Genomic DNA, 6,155 nt, shown 5'->3' with positions numbered 1-6,155 from the left:
GGCGGGATGACGGCGAATGGCTGGGCCATGCAGCGGCTGGCCGACATCTTGGGTGAGGCCGTCGAGGTTGCGGCAATCCTGGAGACGACGTCGTTGGGCGCTGCCTATTTCGCGGGCCAGGCGGTCGGTTTCTACGGCGACAACGCAACGCTCGCCGAAACGTGGACGCCGGCCAAAGTCTACGAACCGGCAATGGGCGCCGCGGAGCGCGAAGCTCGTTACGCCGGGTGGCTCGAAGCGGTGGACCGGGTGCGCAGCCGCGGGGCGTGAAGGGCGGTCCGGAAACAAGGATCCGCAAGCGTTAACCCATTGGGAATCCTTTTGGAGGCAAGCTCGGCGCGCGGCGCCTGTCGGCGTTTCCGGCGCCCCGCCGCTCCGTAAGTATTTGCGTTGGAGTTGCCGGTGTCCGGTCGACAGAGCGTGCTGAGTGAGGTCTCGCGCAACCTCGTTTCGTCGGGGCTTTACAGCAGGCCGGCGGCACTGGCGTTGCTCGCCAAACAATTCATCGGCTTTGGTCCAAAACTGCCGGATCCCGAACAGGCGCTGCGTCACCCCGAAGGCCTTTGCGGGTCGTGCTCGGACCTGAATGTGCCCACGATGATCGCGGCTTATGCGAAGGGGCTCTATCCGGAAGCGAACAAGTGGTGGGCGCCCGCGGAACGCATGGTTTCGTTCCCGGAGAACGCCTATGTGTCCCAGCGCGTGTGGCGGCTTCTCCAGACGCGCACTTACGGCGTGACCTTCGATGAAGATTTCGGCGGCGTGTTGCGGGCCTGCGCGCCAGAGCCCGCGCTCGCCGACGCGTTCGCGGAGCTGAACGCGTCCGGCTATGCCCATTCGGTGGAAGTTTGGGACCGCGCGGGGCGGCTCGCAGGCGGTCTCTTCGGCTTGGCCATCGGGCAGGCCTTCTTCACCGAGAAGCTGTTCTCGCGAGAGCGGGACGCGGTGAATGTGGGTTTCGTGACCTTGAGCTGCCACCTCCAGCATTGGGGCTTCGCGCTCAACGACGGCAAGCGCATGAGCGGGCAATTGAGCCAGCTCGGCTTTTCGGTCGTGCCGCGCTTCGCCTTCAACGGGCTGTTGTCGAAGGCGACGCACGAGCCGACCCGCATGGGTAAGTGGACCGTGGAAAGAGGCCTGGACGCGGCACGCTGGAACCCGAAAGTGGCCGGCACCGGGCGGGCCACGCCAGGCACGCAGAACCCCTTCACGCTATCGTCTTAGCCGAGGTTTGCGTTTAGCATCAGTCCGCTAGCCGAGGGCGACCGCCAGGAGGATGCCGCCGATGACCATCGCGGGACTCGATCTGAGCATGCTCGCCAATGCGGGCTTTCCACTGGCCAATTTCGCGTCCGGCGAGGTGATCTTCGCGGAGGGCTGCGAGGGCGACTTTATGTATGTGGTTCGCTCGGGAGAAGTCGAGATCGAGCGGAACGGCAAGGTGATCGAGACCCTGTCCGCCGGCGGCATCTTCGGCGAAATGGCGCTGATCGACGGATCGGCCCGCAGTGCCACCGCGCGGGCCAAGACGGATGCCGAATGTGCGCCCATCAACGAGAAGAGCTTCCTGTTTCTGGTTCACGAAACGCCGTTCTTCGCCATCGCGGTGATGCGAACCTTGGCGGAGCGATTGAGGCGGTCGGCGTCCCGCGATTGAGCTTGTACGGCGCTCAAGGGCCCGCGCATTGCCATTTTTGCCTTGCATTGTGGCCTTCCCCCGCCATGATCGGCGCCAACTTAACCCCTTGACCTCCCGTTCACGCCCTTGCCGCTGCTTGCGAATTTGGCGCTCAAGCGCCCGCAGAATTTTGAAGCGTCGACGCTTGGGCGGGACGCGTTGGCGGGGACGATCTCGGCGATCGTCAATATCGCCTACTGCATCTCCTTCAGCGCTCTGATCTTTCAAGGCTCGATCGCAGCCGGGTTTCCGCTCGGGCTCGCGGCCCTGATCATGGGCACGGTGGTCACCGGCGTGGTCGTGGCGCTCACCACGACGCTGGTTCCCGCCGATGCCGGACCCGACACGCCCGCGGTCGCGGTCATGAGCGTGCTGGCGGCGACGGTGGCGGCCGGGCTCGCGGCCAAGGGCGCCGATTCCGAGACCATGGTGATCAATGTGCTCGTGGCCATCTCGGTCAGTACGTTCCTCACCGGTGCGCTTCTGTTCGGGGTGGGCGGGCTGAAGCTCGGCCAATGGCTGCGCTTCGTGCCATATCCCGTGATCGGCGGCTTCCTGGCCGCTTCGGGCTGCCTCCTCATTACCGGGGGCATCGAGGTCGTCATCGGCAGCAATCTGACGCTGGCACCGTCGAGCTGGGCCGCGATCGCCGATACATCCTATGCACCGCAGATCGGAGTTGGGCTCGCCTTCGCGCTGTTCATCGTGCTGCTCAAGCGCTGGATGGACGACTATCTTACCCTGCCTGTCGCCTTCATCTCCTTCCTCGTCGTGATGGACATTATTCTGTTCGGCTTCGTGACGGAGGAGGGGACGCGCAGTCTATGGTTCCTGCAGGCGGTCGGCGCTCTTCAATTGTGGTGGCCGCTAGAGGCGATAGTCACCCACGACATCGATTGGGGTGTCATGGCGCGCAGCAGCGCGGAAATCGGTGCCGTTTGCGGCGTCACCGCCATCTCCATGCTGCTCGATGTGTCGAGCCTCGAGGTGGCACGGCAGAAATCCGCAGATCTCGACAAGGAGTTCCGCACCAACGGGCTCGCCAATGTGCTCGCCTCCGTTCTCGGCGGCGTGGCCGGCAATCTCTCGCTCAACAACAGCCTGCTGCTGCAGCAGGCCGGCGCGGTGACGCGGCTGAGCGGCGTGTCCGTGGCGATCGTCTGCGGACTGGTGCTGTTCGCGGGCGCCGATATCGGCAGCATCGTGCCGAAAGCGATCCTCGGCGGGATGCTTGGCTATCTCGGCGTGATGATCCTGATGGAGCCTGGTGCGCTCGCCGGCGCAGCGGTCCGGAACCGACTTGGGGCTCGCCATCGCCATCGCTCTTGTCATCTTGTATTTCGGCTATCTGGTCGGCGTGGTGCTGGGTGTGATCGGCGCCTGCCTGCTCTTCGCGCTCTCCTATAGCCGCATCGGGGTGATCCGCCGGCATCTGACACGCTACGAATTCTCGAGCAATGTGGAGCGCTCGCCGGAGCAAACTCGCCTGCTGCACGAGGAAGGCAAGCGCGTCCATGTGTTCTGGCTTTCCGGCTTCATTTTCTTCGGCTCGTCGAACGGCCTGTTCGAGCGTATCAAGCGGGTGATCGAAGACCAGACCGAAAGGCCGGTCGGCTACATCGTGCTCGACTTCAGCGGCGTGCAAGGCCTCGACACCTCGGCGGTCCTTAGCCTCGTCAAGCTGCGCAATTATTGCGAGGAGCAGGATGTGACGCTCGCCTTCAGCGGGCTCAGCGACGCGATGCGCGCGGGCTTCGACAGTGCTGGCTTCTTCGGCGCGACGCGGCCGCACCAAGCCTTCGGCAGCCGCAACGAGGCTGTCGAATGGTGCGAGGACATGGTGCTCCTCTATCATGAGGTCGGCGACGCCTCGGCGCACAACTTCGAAACATGGCTGCACAACGAGTTCGGCGGTCTGATCGATTTTGAGCGGATTGCGCCATTCATGGAGCGGCAGGAGCTCGACAGCGGCGCCTTCCTGTTCAAGCAAGGCGAGCCGTCGGACTCGGTCGTGTTCCAGGCGTCGGGCTGTGTCGCCATCACCATTACCGACGAGCACGGGCGCTCCATCAGGCTACGGCGCATGATCGGGCATACCGTGGTGGGCGAGATGGGCTTCTACCGAAAAGTGCCCCGCACGGCGAACGTGGTCGCCGAGGCGCCGACGGTTGTCTACCGGCTGACGCAGGAGGCTTTCGACCGAATGCAGGAGAAGGATTCGGCCGCCGCCGCCGCACTCCACAAGCTCATCATCCGGCTTTTGTCTGACCGGCTCGAGTTCGCCAATCGCGAGATTTCGGCGCTGCTTTAAGAGGCGGCCCAGACCAGCAGGCCAACGATGGCGAGATAGGTCAGCCCGTGCAGGAGCTGATCGACGCCGAGCGCGTGCCAGAAGCCGGACGTCTGTGGCGTCAGACCGTTCCCTTTCGTCACCCCCTCTTTCGCCCAATCCACATGATAGTGGACGGCGAACTCGCCGGCGGCGATGGCCGCTGCGAGCAGCAGCGAAGCGGGCGCGATCACCAGATAGACGAGCGGCGTCAGCGCGACGTGGATTCCCGCATGCAGCAGTCCGCCGGGATGGCCGTAGATGCCCTTGTTGCAATACTGGTAGGGCGTCTGCAGAAAGAAGTCGGCGGCGGTGTGCTTGATCATCAACACACAGACCGCGGCAAGGACGATGTAGGCGGCTTCTGGCATGCGTTATTTCGACAAGGCCTCGGCCGTGCCGTCCCAATTGTCCGGGGGAGGAGTGACGCGGAGTGTCGCGATGCGTTCGCGGTAGAGCGCGTAGAGGCCGTGCAGCCGCGCGCCCCCCAAATCTTCGCAGTCGACGCTCAGAGCGTCCGCCGCATCCCAGTCTTGCGCCCGGTAGCGGGCGAGGAAGTCTTGGTGCTTCGCGGTGAGGTCGATGAAGGACTGGCTTTGTTTCAGGTCCGCGTCGCCGAGAAGCGCGAAGATGCGCGTCGCCGCTTTCTTGCCTTTCACTTTCAAGAGATCGAGCTCGAGAAACGCGAAGTCTGGCGCGCGCGAGGCGGTCTCCTCGCCGGCGATGGCCATCATATCGTAAGTCTTGGACTGGCCTTCGAGGCGCGAGGCGATGTTCACATTGTCGCCGATCACCGAGTAATCGAATCGTGTTTCCGAGCCGAGATTGCCGACGCAGCACGACCCCGTGTTTAGGCCGATGCCGAGTTTGACCTCCTTGTAGTCACGCCCGCCGGCCAGCGCCTCTTCCCGCCACTGCTCGTTGAGGGTTTTCATCGCCTCGACCATGCGCAAGGCCGCGCGGCAGGCAAGACTTGGATGATTGGGCTCGTCCAACGGGGCATTCCAGAACGCCATCAACGCATCGCCCATGAATTTATCGATGGTGCCTTTTTCGTCGAGGATGATGTTGCTGAGCGGCGTGAAGAGGCTGTTCAGGAAGCGCGTCAGCTCTTGAGCATCGAGCCCTTCGGAGATGCTGGTGAAGCCCCGCACGTCGCTGAACAGAAGCGTCATGTCCCGGGTCTCGCCGCCGAGCTTGAGCCGGTCCGGTTCGGCGGCCAAGCGCTCGACAAGGGCCGGCGCCATGTAATGGGAAAAGGCATTGCGCACGCGATTCCGCTCGCGCTCGGTGCGCAGAAACACGAAGGAGGTGCCGGCGAGATAGATGGCCGACAGGGCGAGCGTGGGATAGACGGGATCGACCAGCCAGCCCCAGGCAGCGAAGGCATACCAGGACAGGCCGATGACGAACGCTACGGCGACCGCACCGAGCACCGCGCTGCCGAGGGCGCCGGCGCGATAGATGAGCACGGCGATGAGAAGACCGAGCACCAGGATATAGAGAAGCTCGGCAGGCTTGGCGAAGTCGGGCCGCAACAGGAACGCACCCCGGATGATTTGCTCGACGGCTTGCGCGTGCAGCTCGACGCCCGGAACGGAGGCCTCGAGCGGCGTCGCCCGGAGATCGAGCAGCCCCGCGGCGCTCGTGCCGATGAGGAGGATGCGGCCTTCGATCTGATCGGCGCCGATTTCGCCGTTCAACACCTTCCAGGCAGGAAGATAGCGGTCTCGGGTTTGCGGCGAGAAGCGTATCCACATCTGGCCGTTGGCTTCTGTGGGGACCTCGAAGTCGCCGACCCGAACTTTCACGATGCCGGTCTTCTCGCCGAAGGCGCTTCGCCGCTCGCCCCGGAGGAGCTTGACCACATAGGTCGAGGCGCCTGCGCGAGGCGCAACACATCGGCCGAGAGTGAAGGAAAGAGCGTATCGCCGACGCGCACCAAGATAGGCATGCGGCGGATGATCTGGTCGAACTCCGGAATCCAGTTGAGTGCGCCGGCGCCGAGCGCAGGCTCTTGCAACACTTTCAGGCTGGTCACGCGCCCGGGTAATAGGGTGCGAAGAGCCGTGGATCGTCTCCCCCATGGGAGAACCCTGATTTGATCTCCGGCAACGTTTCGGTGAAAGGCGATGCGATGAAGCCCAT

The 6,155-nt window shown here is 64.0% G+C and carries 8 protein-coding genes; 5 read left to right on the top strand and 3 right to left on the bottom strand.

The features are described 5' to 3' along the window. From AUC71_RS06225 to AUC71_RS06205, 5 genes are all read left to right on the top strand, one after another. The coding region (locus AUC71_RS06225; RefSeq protein ID WP_244500827.1) for an FGGY-family carbohydrate kinase at nt 1-270 on the top strand (270 nt) is incomplete at its 5' end. Nucleotides 271-402: 132 nt separating this feature from the next. Further along, a complete protein-coding gene (locus AUC71_RS06220) occupies nt 403-1,224 on the top strand; it encodes a leucyl/phenylalanyl-tRNA--protein transferase (protein ID WP_158007727.1) in 822 nt (273 codons plus the stop codon). Nucleotides 1,225-1,285: 61 nt separating this feature from the next. After that, nucleotides 1,286-1,657: a cyclic nucleotide-binding domain-containing protein gene (locus AUC71_RS06215; RefSeq protein WP_204376652.1), complete on the top strand. Its 372-nt coding sequence runs from the start codon at nt 1,286-1,288 to the stop codon at nt 1,655-1,657. A gap of 108 nt (nt 1,658-1,765) precedes the next feature. After that, nucleotides 1,766-3,085: a SulP family inorganic anion transporter gene (locus AUC71_RS06210; protein WP_069623575.1), complete on the top strand. Its 1,320-nt coding sequence runs from the start codon at nt 1,766-1,768 to the stop codon at nt 3,083-3,085. Further along, a complete protein-coding gene (locus AUC71_RS06205) occupies nt 3,012-3,989 on the top strand; it encodes a cyclic nucleotide-binding domain-containing protein (RefSeq protein WP_069623574.1) in 978 nt (325 codons plus the stop codon). Before AUC71_RS06210 ends, AUC71_RS06205 begins: the two co-directional genes overlap by 74 nt. On the opposite strand, the gene AUC71_RS06200 is transcribed toward AUC71_RS06205, so the two are convergent. From AUC71_RS06200 to AUC71_RS19255, 3 genes are read right to left on the bottom strand one after another with little or no spacing between them, the layout of a single operon-like run. After that, nucleotides 3,986-4,378, bottom strand: coding sequence for a DUF3307 domain-containing protein (locus AUC71_RS06200; RefSeq protein WP_069623573.1), 393 nt, complete (start codon nt 4,376-4,378; stop codon nt 3,986-3,988). The two genes, AUC71_RS06205 and AUC71_RS06200, sit on opposite strands and share 4 nt — an antisense overlap. A gap of 3 nt (nt 4,379-4,381) precedes the next feature. Continuing rightward, nucleotides 4,382-5,875, bottom strand: coding sequence for an adenylate/guanylate cyclase domain-containing protein (locus tag AUC71_RS06195; RefSeq protein WP_069623572.1), 1,494 nt, complete (start codon nt 5,873-5,875; stop codon nt 4,382-4,384). Next, on the bottom strand, nt 5,815-6,048 hold the full coding sequence (locus tag AUC71_RS19255; RefSeq protein ID WP_069623571.1) for a hypothetical protein: 234 nt from the start codon (nt 6,046-6,048) through the stop codon (nt 5,815-5,817). The genes AUC71_RS06195 and AUC71_RS19255 overlap by 61 nt, the downstream gene beginning before the upstream one ends. Nucleotides 6,049-6,155 lie beyond the last annotated feature (107 nt).

The sequence above is a fragment of the Methyloceanibacter marginalis genome (assembly GCF_001723295.1).
Taxonomy (GTDB): Bacteria; Pseudomonadota; Alphaproteobacteria; order Rhizobiales; family Methyloligellaceae; genus Methyloceanibacter; species Methyloceanibacter marginalis.
The sequence above is the reverse complement of the archived record's forward strand: the minus strand, read 5'-3'. Positions and strand labels throughout refer to the sequence as shown.

What these genes read in the sequence shown, in the direction of transcription:
- AUC71_RS06200 (WP_069623573.1), bottom strand. Translation starts at nt 4,378, where the DNA reads ATGCCAGAAGCCGCCTACATCGTCCTTGCCGCGGTCTGTGTGTTGATG.
- AUC71_RS06215 (WP_204376652.1), top strand. Translation starts at nt 1,286, where the DNA reads ATGACCATCGCGGGACTCGATCTGAGCATGCTCGCCAATGCGGGCTTT.